Source organism: Roseococcus sp. YIM B11640 (assembly GCF_049727625.1).
Taxonomy (GTDB): domain Bacteria; phylum Pseudomonadota; class Alphaproteobacteria; order Acetobacterales; family Acetobacteraceae; genus Roseococcus.
Window position 1 is genome coordinate 1,279,422 of the sequence record NZ_JBBJOZ010000001.1, and the last position, 14,417, is coordinate 1,293,838.

General features: G+C 69.3%; 15 protein-coding genes. 11 read left to right on the forward strand and 4 right to left on the reverse strand.

From position 1 onward, the window contains the following. Positions 1–2: 2 nt before the first annotated feature. Positions 3–278, forward strand: a complete 276-nt coding sequence (locus WJM96_RS06475) for a hypothetical protein (RefSeq protein ID WP_424811615.1) — start codon at positions 3–5, stop codon at positions 276–278. 3 nt (positions 279–281) lie between these two features. On the opposite strand, the gene WJM96_RS06480 is transcribed toward WJM96_RS06475, so the two are convergent. Next, complete coding sequence (locus tag WJM96_RS06480; RefSeq protein WP_424811616.1) at positions 282–1,055, reverse strand: helix-turn-helix domain-containing protein; 774 nt, start codon at positions 1,053–1,055, stop codon at positions 282–284. 61 nt (positions 1,056–1,116) lie between these two features. On the opposite strand from WJM96_RS06480, the gene WJM96_RS06485 reads away from it, so the two are divergent. Further along, positions 1,117–2,349, forward strand: a complete 1,233-nt coding sequence (locus tag WJM96_RS06485) for an MFS transporter (RefSeq protein WP_424811617.1) — start codon at positions 1,117–1,119, stop codon at positions 2,347–2,349. A gap of 73 nt (positions 2,350–2,422) precedes the next feature. Here the strand turns inward: WJM96_RS06485 and katG are convergent, their stop codons facing one another. Next, positions 2,423–4,621 (reverse strand): catalase/peroxidase HPI, encoded by a 2,199-nt coding sequence (gene katG / locus WJM96_RS06490; protein WP_424811832.1) that lies wholly within the window; start codon positions 4,619–4,621, stop codon positions 2,423–2,425. Between the two features lie 156 nt (positions 4,622–4,777). Here katG and WJM96_RS06495 point away from each other — a divergent pair, with 156 nt between their 5' ends. The 3 genes from WJM96_RS06495 to acdA are packed head-to-tail and all read left to right on the forward strand — an operon-like array spanning position 4,778 to position 7,635. Next, positions 4,778–5,692: a hydrogen peroxide-inducible genes activator gene (locus tag WJM96_RS06495; protein ID WP_424811618.1), complete on the forward strand. Its 915-nt coding sequence runs from the start codon at positions 4,778–4,780 to the stop codon at positions 5,690–5,692. Between the two features lie 4 nt (positions 5,693–5,696). Further along, the gene (locus tag WJM96_RS06500; protein WP_424811619.1) at positions 5,697–6,389 is read left to right on the forward strand and encodes a DUF533 domain-containing protein; all 693 of its coding nucleotides are present in this window, start codon (positions 5,697–5,699) and stop codon (positions 6,387–6,389) included. Positions 6,390–6,408: 19 nt separating this feature from the next. Then, entirely contained in the window at positions 6,409–7,635 is a 1,227-nt protein-coding gene (gene acdA / locus WJM96_RS06505) for a 3-sulfinopropanoyl-CoA desulfinase (RefSeq protein WP_424811620.1), read from the forward strand. A gap of 44 nt (positions 7,636–7,679) precedes the next feature. Here the strand turns inward: acdA and mscL are convergent, their stop codons facing one another. After that, the gene (mscL, locus tag WJM96_RS06510) at positions 7,680–8,153 is read right to left on the reverse strand and encodes a large conductance mechanosensitive channel protein MscL (RefSeq protein ID WP_424811621.1); all 474 of its coding nucleotides are present in this window, start codon (positions 8,151–8,153) and stop codon (positions 7,680–7,682) included. A 98-nt stretch (positions 8,154–8,251) separates the two neighbouring features. Between mscL and WJM96_RS06515 the strand changes: the two genes are divergently transcribed. Beyond that, positions 8,252–8,650, forward strand: coding sequence for a VOC family protein (locus WJM96_RS06515; RefSeq protein WP_424811622.1), 399 nt, complete (start codon positions 8,252–8,254; stop codon positions 8,648–8,650). On the opposite strand, the gene WJM96_RS06520 is transcribed toward WJM96_RS06515, so the two are convergent. Next, entirely contained in the window at positions 8,622–9,092 is a 471-nt protein-coding gene (locus WJM96_RS06520; protein ID WP_424811623.1) for a MarR family winged helix-turn-helix transcriptional regulator, read from the reverse strand. The genes WJM96_RS06515 and WJM96_RS06520 overlap by 29 nt on opposite strands. Positions 9,093–9,242: 150 nt before the next feature. Between WJM96_RS06520 and WJM96_RS06525 the strand changes: the two genes are divergently transcribed. The 5 genes from WJM96_RS06525 to WJM96_RS06545 all read left to right on the forward strand — a co-directional run bounded on the left by WJM96_RS06525 (position 9,243) and on the right by WJM96_RS06545 (position 14,310). Then, positions 9,243–10,409, forward strand: a complete 1,167-nt coding sequence (locus tag WJM96_RS06525) for a TRAP transporter substrate-binding protein (protein ID WP_424811624.1) — start codon at positions 9,243–9,245, stop codon at positions 10,407–10,409. Positions 10,410–10,476: 67 nt separating this feature from the next. After that, on the forward strand, positions 10,477–11,190 hold the full coding sequence (locus tag WJM96_RS06530) for a TRAP transporter small permease subunit (protein ID WP_424811625.1): 714 nt from the start codon (positions 10,477–10,479) through the stop codon (positions 11,188–11,190). Positions 11,191–11,196: 6 nt separating this feature from the next. Continuing rightward, positions 11,197–12,609 carry a TRAP transporter large permease gene (locus WJM96_RS06535; protein ID WP_424811626.1) on the forward strand — a complete coding sequence of 471 codons (1,413 nt, stop codon included), beginning with the start codon at positions 11,197–11,199 and terminating at the stop codon, positions 12,607–12,609. A 7-nt stretch (positions 12,610–12,616) separates the two neighbouring features. Further along, complete coding sequence (locus tag WJM96_RS06540; protein ID WP_424811627.1) at positions 12,617–13,321, forward strand: hypothetical protein; 705 nt, start codon at positions 12,617–12,619, stop codon at positions 13,319–13,321. Positions 13,322–13,563: 242 nt separating this feature from the next. Then, positions 13,564–14,310, forward strand: coding sequence for a DUF1194 domain-containing protein (locus WJM96_RS06545; RefSeq protein ID WP_424811628.1), 747 nt, complete (start codon positions 13,564–13,566; stop codon positions 14,308–14,310). Positions 14,311–14,417 lie beyond the last annotated feature (107 nt).

The window sequence follows — 14,417 nt, forward strand, 5'->3', positions numbered from 1 at the left end:
GCATGGCCCGCCGCAAATCCACCGCCTCCCATGCCTGGCTCGCGGAGGCGGGGTGGGTGTTCCTGATGCACAGCGCCCGCCTCTGGGCCGAGCCCGCGAGCGCCGGCCAGCGGCTCGCGGTCCTGGCGGCCGAGAAGCAGATCGCCTTCGCCCAGGGCATGGCCGGAGCCTTGACGGCTGCCGCGCGCGGCTCCGGCCCGCGGACCGTGGCCGAGGCCGCCGTCGCCCCCGTTCGCCGCCGCGTGCGGGCCAATGCGCGCAAGCTGCGCGGGAGCTGAGGGCTACCGCGCCTCGCCCGGCGTGATGCCGAAGGCGGCCCGAAAGGCCGCGCCGAAGGCCGGCGCGCTGGCATAGCCCACGGCCGCCGCCGCCCGGGCCGGGGTGGCGCCCCCCGCCAGCAGCGCCGCCGCCTCGGCCAGCCTGAGCGTTTGCCGCCATCGGGCGAAGCCCATCCCCGTCTCGGCATGGAAGAGCCGGGCCATGGTGCGCGCGCTGGCGCCGCAGCGCGCCGCCCAGTCGTCGAGGGTGAGGTCGCTCCGGGGGTCGGCGGCCAGCGCCTCGGCCAGGCGGCGCAGGCGCGGGTCCTGCAGGGCGGGGATGGCGAAAGGCAGGCGGGGCGCGCGCGCCACCTCCTCGAGAATCAGCGCGGCGAGGTGCCCGCCGCGCCCGGCCTCGTCCCATTCCAGCGGCTCGGCGCAGGCCGCGAGGATGAGTTCGCGCAGGAGGTTGGAGACCCCGAGCACGGCGGGCTTCAGCTCCCCCACCTGGGCTGCGTCGGCCCGGAAGAACAGCGCGCGCATCGCGACCCGCCCCTGCGTCCGCACCTCGTGCAGCGTATTGGCCGGCACCCAGAGCGCGCGGCCCGGGGGTACCACGAACTGCATCGGGCTCGTGCCCACGCGCATCACGCCTTCGGTCGCGTAGAGGAGCTGGGCGCGGACATGGTCGTGCCAGCCCGTCTCCTCGCCATCCTCGTAGTCGCGCGCATAGGCGGCGAGGGGACGGTCCACCTTCTCATGGGCGACGGTGCGCGGGTTTTGGCCGTTTAGCGACATGATACGTCAGGACATTGAGAGACGGACAAGCTACTCCTTCGGACAACGAAAGGAAACCGCCATGTCATCCGCCACGCGGCAGGTGTGCTTCATCAACGCCGCCCACACCTTCACCCATTACAGCCTGCTGATCCTCGCGACCGCCGTCCTGGCCATGGTGCAGCAGGAGCCGGAGGTCTTCGGCTCGGAGTTCGGGCCGATCCTGGCGCTCGGCACCGCGATGTTCGTCGTTTACGGCCTGGGCGCACTGCCGATGGGCTCCATCGCGGCCAAGGTGGGGCGCAAGGCGATGATGGTCGCCTTCTTCCTCGGCGCGGGCGTCACCATGGCGGCCTGCGGCTTCGCCTCCGGGCCGCTGTCGCTGACCATCCTGATGGCGGCGATGGGTGCCTTCACGGCCATCTACCACCCGATCGGCACCGCGATCATCGCCGAGGCCGGCGGCGACCGCGTCGGCCGCGCCATGGGCATCAACGGCGTCTTCGGCAACATCGGCGTGGCGCTGGCGCCCGTGGTCACCGCCTTCCTCGCCTTCCAGTTCGGCTGGCGCTGGGCCTTCATCCTCCCGGGTGTCGCCTGCTTCGCCATCGGCCTGCTCTACCTGCGCGAGCCCGCCTTCGACGCGAAGAAGGCCGGCGTGCAGACCAAGCCCTTTCCCGCCATCCCGCCGCATGTGGTGCGCCAGGCCATCATGTCGCTGCTCGCCATCGGCGCGGTGTCGGGGCTGATCTTCAATGCCTTCACCCTGCTCCTGCCCAAGCTCATGGAGGAGAGGCTGGCCGGCAATCCGGACCTGCTGCCCGTCGTGGGCGCGCTCGCCTTCCTGGCGACCATCTGCGGCGGCATCACCCAGTTCACTGTGGGGCAGATGATCGACCGGCGCACGCTGAAGTCCGTCTTCATGCCGCTCGCGCTGGTGCTGGTGCCGGGGCTTCTGGCGCTGTCCTTCCTGGACGGCTGGGCGGTGCTGCCGGTCTCGGCGCTCGTGGCCGCCGCCATCTTCGGCCAGGTGACCGTGAACGAGACCATGACCGCGCGCTACATCGCGCCCGAGATGCGGGCGAAGATCTACTCGATCCGCTTCACGGTGGGATTCATGGGGGCGGCGCTCGCCTCGCCCATCGTGGGTTTCCTGCACGAGGCGACGGGCAACCTGGCACTGGCCATGGTGGTTCTGGCCGGCTTCGGCGTGATCACGCTGGTCTGCGCCATCTGGTTCCCGAACCGGCGGGAGGAGCTGAAGCCGGAATTGTGGAGCGCCGTCGCGGCGCCCGCGCCCGCGCCGGCGGAATGAAGAACGCCGCCGGGAGATCCCCGGCGGCGTCCTCGTCTCAGGGCGGCGGATCGCGCCGCCCTGCCTCGTCCTCTCAGCCGTGCAGATCGAAACGGTCGAGGTTCATGACCTTCGTCCAGGCGGCGGCGAAGTCCTTCACGAACTTCTCCTTCGCATCCCCCTGGGCATAGACCTCGGCGATCGCGCGCAGCACCGAGTTCGAGCCGAAGATCAGGTCGGCGCGGGTCGCCGTCCATTTCGGGGCGCCCGTCGCGCGATCCTTGCCGTCGTACAGCGTCTTGTCGGCGCCGTTCTGCTTCCACTCGGTCGCCATGTCGAGCAGGTTGACCACGACCTCGTTGGAGAGCGTGCCGGGATGCGCGGTCAGCACGCCATGCGTGGCGCCGCCCGTGTTGATGTTGATGGCGCGCAGGCCCATCACCAGCACGGTCATCTCCGGCGCCGTCAGCGTCAGCTGCTGCGCCTTGTCGACCAGCATTTCCTCGGCCGGAACGGGCAGGCCCTCCCGCGCGAAGTTGCGGAAGCCATCCGCCACCGGCTCCATCACATCGAAGGATTCGACGTCGGTCTGCGCCTGCGTCGCATCGGTCCGGCCCGGCGAGAAGGGCAGGTTCAGCTCCACGCCGCCGGCACGCGCAGCCTGCTCCACGCCCGCATTGCCCGCGAGCACGATCAGGTCGGCGATCGAGACCTTCTTGCCGCCCGTGGCCTCCTGCCCGAACTCGAACTGCACACGCTCCAGCGCCTTCAGCACCTTCGCGAGCTTCTCGGGCTCGTTCGCGTCCCAGTCCTTCTGGGGCGCGAGGCGGATGCGTGCGCCATTGGCGCCGCCGCGCTTGTCGCCGTGACGGTAGGTGGAGGCGGAGGCCCAGGCCACGCCGACCAGCTCGGAAACGGTCAGCCCCGTGGCGAGGATCTTCGCCTTCAGCGCCTTCACGTCCGCTTCGTCGATCAGCGGATGATCGACGTCCGGCACCGGGTCCTGCCAGATCAGCACTTCCTTCGGAACCTCGGGCCCGAGGTAGCGGGAGCGCGGACCCATGTCGCGATGGGTCAACTTGAACCAGGCGCGGGCGAAGGCTTCGGCGAAGGCCTGCGGGTTGTTCAGGAAGCGGCGCGAGATCTTCTCGTATTCCGGGTCCATGCGCAGCGACAGGTCCGTCGTGAGCATGGTCGGCTTCTTCTTCTTCGTGGGGTCGAAGGGGTCGGGAATGACGTCGGGCGCGTCCTTCGCCTCCCACTGGATCGCGCCGGCCGGGCTGCGCGTCTGCACCCATTCGAACTTGAAGAGGTTCTCGAAGAAGAAATTGCTCCACTGCGTGGGCGTCTGCGTCCAGGTCACCTCGATGCCGGAGCTGATCGTATCCGCGCCATGGCCCGTGCCGTAGCCGCTGGTCCAGCCGAAGCCCTGGGCCTCGATCGGCCCGCCCTCGGGCTCCGGCCCCTTGTGGGATTCGGCCGCGGCACCGTGCGTCTTGCCGAAGGTGTGTCCGCCGCCGATGAGGGCGACGGTCTCCTCGTCGTTCATCGCCATGCGCTTGAAGGTCTCGCGGATGAAATGCGCCGCGGAGACCGGGTCGCCATTCGCGCCGGGGCCTTCAGGATTCACATAGATCAGCCCCATCTCGGTGGCGCCGAGGGGGCCGCTGAAATCCTCGAGCGGGCGATGCTGCAGCCAGGCGGTCTCCAGGCCCCAGTTCACGTCCATGTCGGGTTCCCAGACATCCGCGCGCCCGCCGCCGAAGCCGAAGGTGCGGAAGCCCATCGTCTCCAGCGCGACATTGCCGGCGAGGATGAAGAGGTCGGCCCAGGAGATCTTCTGGCCGTATTTCTGCTTGATCGGCCAAAGCAGGCGGCGCGACTTGTCGATATTGACGTTGTCGGGCCAGGAGTTGAGCGGCGCGAAGCGCTGCTGCCCGCGCCCGCCGCCGCCACGCCCGTCGGCGAGGCGATAGGTGCCGGCCGAGTGCCAGGCCATGCGGACCATCTGCGGGCCGTAATGGCCGAAATCCGCGGGCCACCAGATCTGCGAATCGGTCATCAGCGCGCGCAGGTCAGCCTTCAGCGCCTCGTAGTCGAGCTTCTTGAATTCCTCACGGTAATCGAAGCCCTGGCGGAGAGGATCGGACCGGGAGGAATGCTGGTTCAGCAGGTCCACGCGCAGGGAGCTGGGCCACCACTTGGCGTTGTTGGTCCCGCCGCCGACCGTGAGCTTGCTGGCACCGTGGCCGAAGGGGCATTTGCCCGCGCCTGCTTCCGTGTTTGCGTCCATCATCTCTCTCCAATTCTCTTCGTTGCTTCTATCGACTGCCGGCGGCGTGTGAGGGGCCGACTGGCACGCTGGTCTGGCTTGCCATGAGGGTAGCTTGCGTCTCGTCCCCTCATGCGGTCCAATGAATTATTCCGGTTCAAATGATCGTTTCCTTGGATGATACTCCCGTCCCCGCAACAGCTTCGCTATCTCACCGCCCTGGCGGACCACGGTCATTTCGGACGCGCCGCCACGGCCTGCGCCGTCACTCAGTCCACGCTTTCCGCGGGAATCATGGCGCTGGAGCGCCAGCTCGACACCTCGCTGATCGAGCGCGGCGCCACCAAGCGGCCGGTCTTCACGCCGATCGGGCTTGAGGTCGTCGCGCGTGCCCGTTCCGCGCTCGCCGCGCTGGAGGATGTGTTCGAGACCGCCGCGGCCTCGCGCGATCCGCTCTCCGGCCCGCTGCGGCTGGGCGTGATCCCGACCATCGGGCCGTTCCTGCTGCCGCGTTTGATGCCCGCGCTGCGCGCCGCCTTCCCGCGCCTCAAGCTCTATCTGCGCGAGGAGATGACGGACCGGCTGATGGCGCAGCTCGACCAGGGCAAGCTCGACCTCATCCTGCTGGCGCTGCCGTGCGATTGCGCGGCGGCGGAGATCCAGCCCATCGCGCCCGACCCCTTCATGCTGGCGCTGCCGCCCAGCCACCGCCTCGCCGCGCTGCCGCAGGTGCCCATGGGGGCCTTGGCCGGGGAGCGGGTGCTGCTGCTGGAGGACGGACATTGCCTGCGCGCCCAGGCGCAGGAAGCCTGCGGCCTGCCGCGCGGCATCTCCACCGAGGGCTTCGCCGCGACCTCGCTGCACACGCTGGTCCAGATGGTGGCGGGCGGGCTCGGCCTCACGCTGCTGCCGCGCCTGGCCGTGGAAGGCGGGGTGCTGGGCGGAACCGGGCTCGTCGTGCGTCCGGTGGTCGGCGATTCGGGGGGCGAGGCGCCGCCGGCACGCACACTTGCCCTTGCCTGGCGCCCGCGCAGCGCCCGTGCCGCCGAGTTCCGGGCGCTGGCGCCCTCCATCGCGGAGGGCGTAGGCTGATGGCATGGATTATGGACGCATCTTCGACGCCGTTCTGAACGGCGCGGCCCAGCGCCCCCGGCGCACCACGCGGAAGGGCACCGGCACGCGGCGCGGCACGGGCCCCTTCGGCATGACCCAGGCCGAGACGCGGCAGATCGGCCGGGCCATCGGCGCGCTGGCCTCCATCGCGGCGGATGCGCTGTCCAGGCCCACTTCCCATGAACCCGCGCCGAGGGCGCCCCAGGGGCGCATCCCCGATATCGCGCCCGCGGGGCCCCTTCCCATCCCCCCACCGCGCCCGTCGCCCTGGCGGATTCCGGACACGGGCCGCGCGCCCGAGGCGCCTCCACCGCCCGCCGCCGGCGCCGAGCATGCGGAGGCGATGCTGCTTCTGCGCGCCATGATCGCGGCGTCGCGCGCCGATGGCGCCGTGGACCGGACGGAGCGCACGGAGATCGCGAAGCGCCTCGACGCCGCGGGCCTCACGGTCGAGGAGCGCGACCGCGTGCTGGAGGATTTCGACCGTCCGGCGAGCATCGAGGAATTGGCACGCGGCGCCCGTGACCCCATGCTGGCCGCGCAGCTCTACGCCGCCGCCTTCGGCGCGGTGGGCGAGGTCAGCGACGAGGAACGCGCCTGGCTCGATCGCCTGGGCCAGGCGCTGAAGCTGGACAAGGCCGCGCTTTCGGCCATCGAAAAACGACTGTCGACATAAGACTGGGGGGTTAGTTCGAATGTTCACCTTGAATGCGGCGCAGCAGCGCCTGCGCGACGAAGCGCGCGAGCTGGCGCAGGAGGCCTTCGCGCAGTCGGCCGAGACGGACCGCAGCCTGCAGTATCCCTGGCCCATGGTCCGCCGCATGACCGAGAAGGGCTTCATGGGCCTGACCATCCCGCGCGAGTGGGGCGGCAAGGGCGGTTCCTACCTCGACGCCGTGCTGGTGGTGGAGGAGATGGCCAAGGGGTGCGCCGTCTGCGGCCGCATCGCGGTCGAGGCGAATATGGGCGCGGTCGGCGCCGTCATGACCTATGGCACCGAGGCGCAGAAGCGCATCGCCGCGGATCTCGTGCTGGCCGGCGACAAGCCCGCCATCTGCATCACCGAGCCCGAGGCCGGCTCCGCCGCCTCCGAGATGACCACCACTGCCGTCCGCAAGGGTGACAAGTGGATCATCAACGGCGTGAAGCACTGGATTACCGGCGGCGGCGTGTCGCGCCTGCACCTGATCTTCGCGCGCGCCATCGAGGATGGGGTGGAGCAGGGGATCGGCGGCTTCCTCGTGGTCCGCAACGGCGAGAACGATCCGGCGCAGCTGGTGGTCGAGCGTCGCATCCCCTCCATGGGCCTCTGCGGCATGCCCGAGGCGGAGCTGCATTTCCGCGACCTCGAGGTCGCGGACGACATGGTCCTGCGCGGGCCCGGCGGCTTCAAGCGCGGCTTCGGCAAGCTGATGGACGCCTACAATGGCCAGCGGGTGGGCGCGGCGACGGCCGCCCTCGGTATCGCCGCCGGCGCCTATGACCGCGCGCTGGAATTCGTGCAGCAGCGCCGCCAGTTCGGCCGGCCCATCGCGGAGTTCCAGGGGCTGAGCTGGATGCTCGCCGACATGTCGATCAAGCTGGAGGCGAGCCGCGCGCTCATCTGGCAAGCGGCGGCCTCGGCTGGGCCGAACGGCTTCCCCGACCGGCTGATGGCGGCGCGCGCCAAGGTGCTTGCGGCCGACAGCGCCGTCGAGGTCACGAACATGGCGCTGCAGCTCTGGGGCGCGGCGGGCTATTCGCGCGACAACCCGATGGAGCGCGCCGTGCGCGACGCGCGGATGTTCCCCATCGCGGGCGGCACGGCGCAGATCCTGCGCAACCAGGTGGCCGAGCAGCTGCTGGGCCGCAAGCTGCCGCAGACGCGGGATGGCATGCTGCGGCTGGCGATGGACGAGGCGGCCAAGCTGGCCGCGGAGTAGACGGATTTCCGGCCCGGGGCCGAAGCCCCCGGGCCGGAAGGACGTCACGCCGGCGGAGGCGTCGCGACCCCGCCGCGCTCGTTCTGCACCTTCAGCTCATCGCGGATTTCGGCGAGCAGCTTCTCGCTCGGCGTCGGGCCGGCTTTCTTGCCGGATTCGAGGCCGACCTTCATCAACGCGCGCACCAGCCAGAAGACGGCGAAGCCGACGATCACGAACTTGATCACGGCGTTGATGAAACGGCCGACAGCGATCACGGCCGCGCCGCCCTGGCGCGTTGCCTCCAGCGTCGGCTGCCGCTCGCCCGTCAGCACCACGAAGAGGTTGGAGAAGTCTATCCCGCCGATTAGCAGGCCGATGAGGGGATTGATCAGATCCTCGACCACCGAGGTGACGACGGTGGTGAAGGCCGCACCGATGACCACGCCGACGGCGAGGTCGATGACGTTGCCCCGCATGAGGAAGGCTTGGAAATCCTTTATCCATTGCGGCCGCGTGATCTGGATGGGCGCCTGCATGCGTGCCTCCTTTCGATTGGACCGTTATTTCAGCGGAGGCGCCGTGACCGCCGCAAGCACTTGCTGACGAATGCATGCGCCCCATGCGATGACGCCGCATGGCCAGTCGCATCGAGCAGCAGATCACCTTCCTCTACGCGGAGGCGCCCGAAGCCTCCTGGCGCTTCTATGAGGAGGTGCTGGAACTCCCGCTCGTCCGCGACCAGGGCGATGTGCGGATCTACGCGGCCGGCGGCGGGTTCCTCGGCATCTGCCGCGCGCGGCAGCCGGGGCAGGCCGTGCTGCGCGCGCAAGGCAGCGCGATGGTGACCCTGGTCACGGAAGATGTGGAGGGCTGGCGCGCCGCATTGGCCGCCAAGGGCGTGGATGTGCCGGAAAGCTGCGCGCGCTGGGAGCGCTACGGCATCACGCATTTCTTCTTCCGCGACCCGGCGGGCTACACGCTCGAGATCCAGCGGTTCGATGCGCCTATCGGGAAATCCGCTTCAGCAGGATGATGAGGCTGGCCCGCTCCTCCGGGGAGAGCGGGGCCATCAACGCCTCGTTGGCGCGGATGCCGGCGTCCTGCGCGGTGCGGAGAAGCACCTGGCCTTCCTCGGTGATGGTCAGGACCCGCGTGCGGCGGTCCATGGGATCGGCGGCGGTGCGGACCAGGCCGCGGTCGATCAGGCGGCGCACCACGCCCTGGACCGTTGCGGAATCCATTGCCGCCAGGCGCCCCAGGTGATTCTGTGTGGCGCGCCCCGTCTCCGACAGGCGAACCAGCGTCGCGAATTGCGGCCCGGTGAGGCCGAGTCCCGCCGCGCATTCCTGGAACATGGATTGGTACCGCTGGTGCGCCTGGCGCAGCAGATGCCCGGCCGAGGCATCGAGGCGGTAGCCCGCATGTGCCTCTCGCGATGTCGTCTCCGGGCCGGTTTGGTCGAGGAGCTCGTTCATCTTTCCCAGCGTTCCAACACCTTCGTCGCGCGTCGGGGGGCGGTGAGTCAAGCCTGAGGGACGATAGACCATTGCGCAGCGATGGACGTTTCTTTATCTGCGATGAAATCCGCCAGAACGAGCGGAAGCAAAAATACTCGGGAGCGCAGAATGTCTGAAATCACGCAGAGTGAGTCGCGTCCGGAATCCGAAGTCCCGGCCGGGCGGCGCGGGCTGCTGAAGGCCGGCGCCGTCACGGCCGCCGGCGCCGCCGTCCTGATGACGCCGCAGGTGAGCCGGGCGCAGACCGTCACGCTGCGCTTCCAGTCCACCTGGCCGCAGCGCGACATCTTCCATGAATTCGCGCAGGATTACGTGACGCGGGTGAATAACCTCGCCGGCAACAGGCTGCGGGTGGAGCTCCTGGCGGCGGGCGCGGTGGTAGGCGCGTTCCAGCTGCTGGACGCCGTGCATTCCGGGACGCTCGACGGCGGGCACGGCGTGGCGGCCTACTGGTTCGGCCGCAACAAGGCGTTCAGCCTCTTCGGGACCACGCCGCCCTGGTTCGGCGACGCCAACCAGATGCTGGGCTGGTTCTACTACGGCGGCGGCGAGGCTCTGTACAAGGAGCTGCTGGTCGACACGCTGCGGCTGAACGTCGTGGGCTTCATGTCCGGGCCGATGCCCACGCAGCCGCTCGGCTGGTTCCGCAACCCGATCGAGCGCGCCGAGCAGATCCGGGGCCTGCGCTACCGCACCGTGGGCCTCGCGACCGACCTCTACCAGGAGATGGGCGCCGCCGTCGTGGCGCTGCCGGGCGGCGAGATCGTGCCGGCTCTGGAGCGCGGCGTCATCGACGCGGCGGAGTTCAACAACCCCTCCTCCGACCGCGTGCTCGGCTTCCCGGACGTCGCGAAGAACTTCTACATCCAGAGCTACCACCAGGCGGTGGAGTGCTTCGAGATCCTCTGGAACAAGGGCAAGATCGAGGGCCTACCCGCCGAGCAGCAGGCCATCCTGCGCACCAGCGCCGAGGCCGCCTCGGCCGACATGTCCTGGAAGCTGCAGGACCGCTACTCGCGCGACCTGCTGGCCATGGCGCAGCAGCAGGGCGTGAACGTGCGCGCGACGCCGCGCCCCATCCTGGACGCGCAGCTCCAGGCCTGGGACCGCGTGATCGCGAAGATGGAGGGCGACAACAGCAGCCCCGCGAACGGCCCGCTGTTCAAGAAGATCTGCGACAGCCAGCGGGAATGGTGCGCCCGCGTCGGCAACTTCTTCCTGCGCTACCAGGTCAGCCCGGTGGTTTCCTACAACCACTTCTTCGCGCGGCGCTGACCGGCACCGGGACGACGCGGCCCGGGCGTCCGCCCGGGCCCATTCTGCCTGACGGGGGAGGCGGAGCGTGAGCGACAGCATGTTTACCGGCGGGCTCGCGGGGCTCGTCGTGGCAGCTCTTGTCGTGGGCATCCTGTTCTGGAACAGCCCGGTGGTGAACCGCGTGCTGCTGGGCGTCGACCGCCTCTCCACGATCACCGGCCAGACCTTCGCCTGGTGCATCCTGCTGCTGACCTTCGCGATCACCTACGAGGTCGTGGCGCGCAAGTTCTTCGCCGCGCCGACCAATTGGGGCTACGACAGCCAGTACATGCTCTACGGCGTGCTGTTCATGTTCGCCGGCGCCTATGCGCTGAGCCGGAACGGGCATGTGCGCGGCGACTTCCTCTACCGCATGCTGCCGCCGCGGCGGCAGGCGATGCTCGACCTCGTTCTCTACATCCTGTTCTTCTTCCCCGCGATCTTCGCCTTCATGGTCGCGGGCTTCCACTTCTTCGAGCTCAGCTGGCTGCAGAACGAGCACAGCATGTTCTCGCCATCCGGGCCCGTCATCTGGCCATTCAAGGGCATCATCCCCGTCGTCGGCTTCCTGCTGCTGCTGCAGGGCCTCGTGGAGGTGGTGCGCTGCGTGCGCTGCATCCGCACCGGCGAATGGCCGCAGCGCCTTTCCGATGTGGAGGAGCTGGACCAGATCATCCTCGCCCAAGCCGCCGAGAAGTCCCCGGAGGAGCTCGCCCGCGAGCTCGCGCAGGGCGACGCCGTGCTCCACAAGGGACACTGACGCCCCATGATCTCCGATGCCGGCCTCGGCCTGACGCAGCTTCTCCTCTTCCTCTTCTTCATCCTGCTGGGTTTTCCGATCGCCTTCACGCTGATGGCGATGGGCCTGTTCTTCGGCTTCCTCGGCATGGGCGACCGGGTCTTCGACCTGCTCATCCAGCGCACCTACGCGGTGATGAGCAGCGACGTGCTGATCTCCGTCCCCCTCTTCGTCTTCATGGGCTACATCATCGAGCGCGCGAACATCCTGGACCGCCTGTTCCGGTCGCTGCAGATGGCCTCCGGCAACATCCCGGGAAGTCTCGCCGTCGCGACGCTCGCCACCTGCGCGCTCTTCGCGACGGCCACCGGCATCGTGGGCGCGGTGGTGACGCTGATGGGGCTGCTTGCCTTCCCGGCCATGCTGCGCGCGGGTTACGACCCGAAGCTCGCGGCCGGCGTCGTCTGCGCGGGCGGCTGCCTGGGCATCCTGATCCCGCCCTCGATCATGCTGATCCTCTATGGCGCGACGGCGGGCGTCTCGGTCGTGCAGCTCTACGCCGCCGCCTTCCTGCCCGGGATCATGCTGGCCGGCCTCTACATCGTCTATGCGATCGGCATCGCGATCATCAAGCCGGAGGTCGCGCCGCGCCTGCCGCCCGACGAGGTGAAGGTCCCCTTCGGCAAGCTCCTCTGGGCCCTGCTGACGAGCTTCTTCCCCCTCGCGCTGCTCATCGCCATGGTGCTAGGCGCCATCCTGATGGGCCTCGCCACGCCGTCGGAGGCGGCGGCGATGGGCAGCCTCGGATCCATCATCCTGGCGGTGGCCTACCGCTCCTTCTCCTTCCCGAAGCTGAAGGAGAGCGTGTTCCTCACGGCGCGCACCAGCGCGATGGTCTGCTGGCTCTTCGTCGGCTCCTACATCTTCAGCTCGGTGTTCGGCTATCTCGGCGGGCAGTCGGTGGTGGAGGAATTCGTCAAGTCGCTGCCGCTCAACACCTTCACCTTCATGCTGCTGGCCCAGGCCATCGTCTTCATTCTGGGCTGGCCGCTGGAATGGACGGAGATCATCGTGATCTTCGTGCCGATCTTCCTGCCGTTGCTCGACGATTTCGGCGTGGACCCGATGTTCTTCGGCGTGCTGATCGCGCTGAACCTGCAGACCAGCTTCCTCTCGCCGCCGGTCGCGATGGCCGCCTTCTACCTCAAGGGCGTAGCGCCGAAGCATGTGAGGATCGAGGACATCTTCAGGGGCTGCATGCCCTTCATCTACATCGTCGTCTTCACCATGCTCATGGTCTACATCTTCCCGGGCATCGTGACATGGCTGCCGGAACAGCTGTATGGCGGCCAGTCCGGCCCCCCGGCGGTCCAGATGGACGCGCCGCCGGCCGGCGGTTTCCAGGAAGAGGAAATGCCCGAATTGCCGCCCCTTCAGTGATGCGTTCATGATGCCGGATACCGCCGCCGCCGCGGCGAAGTGGCTCGCCGAAGCCTGGCACAGCGGCGATGCGCTGGCGTCCCTTCCGCCGGAAGCCGCGCCGAAGGACATGGCGGCCGGCGAGGCCATCGCCCTCGCGCTCGTGGAGGAACTGGGCCAGCACGTCTGCGGCGTCCGGCTCGCCCCCGGCCCGGATGGCCTGACCCGCCTGGCCGCGCCGATGCTGGAGCCGCGCATGCTGCGCGCGGGCACGCCCGTCGCGCTCTCGACGCTGCGGCAGCCCCGCATCTCCGCCGGGATCCTGGGCGTCCTGGCCGAGGGGCTGGGCGAGGGCGCGCCGGTCTTCAGCGCGCTCCACCCCGTCATCGACATCGCCGCGACCCGCTTCGGCCGCACGCCCACCGACGCACCGAGCCTGCTGGCCGACCTCGGCGGGCTCGGCCTCGTGCTCGTCGGCAAGCGCAGCGCCCTGCCGCTGCCCGAGGATGGCGAAGTGCGGATCGGCCCGACCGGGAGCCATCCCCGCAAGCTTCGCGCGCCCCTGGCCGCGCTGATGGAGGAGGCCGCCGGCGAGGCGCGCCGGCTGGGCGGGCTTCCGGCCGGCGCGGTGCTCGTGGTGGCCGGACTCGCCACCGGCGCGCCGCCCTTGCCCGGCCAGAAGTGGTCGGCGGCCGTGGGCTCAGTCGGTCGCATATCGGCCCTGCTCGACTAACATCGCCTGGAATGGGTTCATGGCCCATTCCAGTCCTCCTCGTGGAATCAGCGGCTTGCAGGTCATCCCGGCCAAGCCGGGCCAGCTTCCTTTGCGCCAGGGTCGCGGGAGGCTTGCGCGGCGCGGGCGGATCATGCTGCAACGCAACAATTAGGTCTTGACCCCTGTCCGATCGAAGTTCAGATCAGGGACATGACTTGGGAGAAATGCGCTGCACGGCTCCTGGATTTGGGGGAGCTCGAATGCACCGTCGTCGCCTTCTGACCGCAGCCCTTGCCGCTCCGGTCTTCATCCGCAGCCTCGGCGCCCGCGCGCAGGAGCTGGAACCGGTGGATGTGGAACTGGTCCTCGCCGTCGACGTCTCGCGCTCGGTGGACGCCGAAGAGCAGGAGATGCAGTTCAACGGCTATGCCGCCGCCTTCCGCGATCCGCGCCTGATCGAGGCGATGATGCGCGGCCCCATCGGCTCCATCGCCTGCACCTTCTTCACCTGGTCCGACTGGAACATCCAGGAGCACCTGGTTCCCTGGATGAAGCTGGACAGCCCGGCCGCGGCCGAGCGGTTCGCCCAGGCGCTCGACGCCGCACCGCGCCGGACGCATCTCTACACCTCGATCTCGGGCGCGATGGATTTCGCCTCCGGCCTGTTCGGCCAGGGCTTCGAGGGCACGCGCCGCGTCGTCGACATCTCGGGCGACGGCATCAACAACTCCGGCCGCGATGTGAACCTCGCGCGCGAGGATGCGCTGAACAAGGGCATCGTGCTGAACGGCCTCGCCGTGCTCGACCGCACGCCGCCGCCGCCGGGCCTCGGCGCCATGCAGCCGCTGGACGAGTACTACCGCGAGCGCGTGATCGGCGGCCCCGGCGCCTTCCTGATGGTGGCCGAGGGCTTCGAGAGCTTCGAGCAGGCGGTGCGCCGCAAGATCATCCGCGAGGTCGCGGCGATCCCGGCGCCCGGTCCGCTCGTGGAGCGCGCGATCGGTTGATCGTGGCCTCGGGCGCATCGCGCCTGAGGCACGGATTTGTGGCGTTTTCCTTGCAGCGGCGCGACCGCGGCCCCATCGTCTGAGTGTGACGACTCACGAGGGGAACG

Bases quoted from the DNA above. Each gene is read 5' to 3' on its own strand.
- katG (WP_424811832.1), bottom strand. From the start codon at position 4,621: ATGGACGCAAACACGGAAGCAGGCGCGGGCAAATGCCCCTTCGGCCAC.
- WJM96_RS06500 (WP_424811619.1), top strand. From the start codon at position 5,697: ATGGATTATGGACGCATCTTCGACGCCGTTCTGAACGGCGCGGCCCAG.
- mscL (WP_424811621.1), bottom strand. From the start codon at position 8,153: ATGCAGGCGCCCATCCAGATCACGCGGCCGCAATGGATAAAGGATTTC.
- WJM96_RS06495 (WP_424811618.1), top strand. From the start codon at position 4,778: ATGATACTCCCGTCCCCGCAACAGCTTCGCTATCTCACCGCCCTGGCG.
- WJM96_RS06515 (WP_424811622.1), top strand. From the start codon at position 8,252: ATGGCCAGTCGCATCGAGCAGCAGATCACCTTCCTCTACGCGGAGGCG.
- WJM96_RS06485 (WP_424811617.1), top strand. From the start codon at position 1,117: ATGTCATCCGCCACGCGGCAGGTGTGCTTCATCAACGCCGCCCACACC.
- acdA (WP_424811620.1), top strand. From the start codon at position 6,409: ATGTTCACCTTGAATGCGGCGCAGCAGCGCCTGCGCGACGAAGCGCGC.
- WJM96_RS06520 (WP_424811623.1), bottom strand. From the start codon at position 9,092: ATGAACGAGCTCCTCGACCAAACCGGCCCGGAGACGACATCGCGAGAG.
- WJM96_RS06475 (WP_424811615.1), top strand. From the start codon at position 3: ATGGCCCGCCGCAAATCCACCGCCTCCCATGCCTGGCTCGCGGAGGCG.
- WJM96_RS06540 (WP_424811627.1), top strand. From the start codon at position 12,617: ATGATGCCGGATACCGCCGCCGCCGCGGCGAAGTGGCTCGCCGAAGCC.
- WJM96_RS06480 (WP_424811616.1), bottom strand. From the start codon at position 1,055: ATGTCGCTAAACGGCCAAAACCCGCGCACCGTCGCCCATGAGAAGGTG.
- WJM96_RS06545 (WP_424811628.1), top strand. From the start codon at position 13,564: ATGCACCGTCGTCGCCTTCTGACCGCAGCCCTTGCCGCTCCGGTCTTC.
- WJM96_RS06525 (WP_424811624.1), top strand. From the start codon at position 9,243: ATGTCTGAAATCACGCAGAGTGAGTCGCGTCCGGAATCCGAAGTCCCG.
- WJM96_RS06535 (WP_424811626.1), top strand. From the start codon at position 11,197: ATGATCTCCGATGCCGGCCTCGGCCTGACGCAGCTTCTCCTCTTCCTC.